The sequence below is a fragment of the Microcoleus sp. BR0-C5 genome (assembly GCF_036705045.1).
In the GTDB taxonomy this organism is placed as follows: domain Bacteria; phylum Cyanobacteriota; class Cyanobacteriia; order Cyanobacteriales; family Microcoleaceae; genus Microcoleus.
This window is the reverse complement of record NZ_JAUBTR010000200.1, coordinates 1-1,445: the sequence shown is the minus strand read 5'-3', so window position 1 is coordinate 1,445 and position 1,445 is coordinate 1. Positions and strand designations below refer to the sequence as shown.

1 protein-coding gene is annotated in these 1,445 nt (G+C 49.8%); it reads right to left on the bottom strand.

Features of this window, described 5'->3' with window-relative positions; genetic code table 11:
- Positions 1-1,445 (bottom strand): Ig-like domain-containing protein (locus QUB08_RS31910; protein WP_333230297.1); only part of this gene is annotated, 1,445 nt, incomplete at both ends.

Here is a 1,445-nt window from a genome sequence, read left to right as displayed (position 1 = left end):
CTGGTGGCGTTATCTGCGGGGGTGAAGGTGGCTGTCGGGGCTGTGGTGTCAGCGACGGTGGTGAAATTCCAAGCTGTTGTGCCTGTAGTGCCGGCATAATTGTTACCTGCTAAGTCTTTAATTGCACCGTCCGCAATTTCCACGTAGTAATCTATACCCTCAACTAAATTTGCTGTGGGATTAATGGTGACGCTACTGCCGCTAACTGTAACGTTGGCTGAGGTGACATCAATGGTTTCCACCACTGAGTTGTCGGAGACTTTCTTGATGACAATATTGCCGATGCCTTTTTGTACGGCTTCACTCAAGGTGACGACTAAATCAGCAGCAACTGCAACACTGGTGGCGTTATCTGCGGGGGTGAAGGTGGCTGTCGGGGCTGTGGTGTCAGCGACGGTGGTGAAATTCCAAGCTGTTGTGCCTGTAGTGCCGGCATAATTGTTACCTGCTAAGTCTTTAATTGCACCGTCCGCAATTTCAACGTAGTAATCTATACCCTCAACTAAATTTGCTGTGGGATTAATGGTGACGCTACTACCGCTAACGGTGACATTTGCTGAGGTGACATCAATGGTTTCCACCACTGAGTTGTCGGAGACTTTCTTGATGACAATATTGCCGATGCCTTTTTGTACGGCTTCACTCAAGGTGACGACTAAATCAGCAGCAACTGCAACACTGGTGGCGTTGTCTGCGGGGGTGAAGGTGGCTGTCGGGGCTGTGGTGTCAGCGACGGTGGTGAAATTCCAAGCTGTGGCGCCTGTAGTGCCGGCATAATTGTTACCTGCTAAGTCTTTAATTGCACCGGCAGCAATTTCAACGTAGTAATCTATACCCTCAACTAAATTTGCTGTGGGATTAATGGTGACGCTACTGCCGCTAACTGTAACGTTGGCTGAGGTGACATCAATGGTTTCCACCACTGAGTTGTCGGAGACTTTCTTGATGACAATATTGCCGATGCCTTTTTGTACGGCTTCACTCAAGGTGACGACTAAATCAGCAGCAACTGCAACACTGGTGGCGTTATCTGCGGGGGTGAAGGTGGCTGTCGGGGCTGTGGTGTCAGCGACGGTGGTGAAATTCCAAGCTGTGGCGCCTGTAGTGCCGGCATAATTGTTACCTGCTAAGTCTTTAATTGCACCGTCCGCAATTTCAACGTAGTAATCTATACCCTCAACTAAATTTGCTGTGGGATTAATGGTGACGCTACTGCCGCTAACTGTAACGTTGGCTGAGGTGACATCAATGGTTTCCACCACTGAGTTGTCGGAGACTTTCTTGATGACAATATTGCCGATGCCTTTTTGTACGGCTTCACTCAAGGTGACGACTAAATCAGCAGCAACTGCAACACTGGTGGCGTTATCTGCGGGGGTGAAGGTGGCTGTCGGGGCTGTGGTGTCAGCGACGGTGGTGAAATTCCAAGCTGTGGCGCCTGTAGT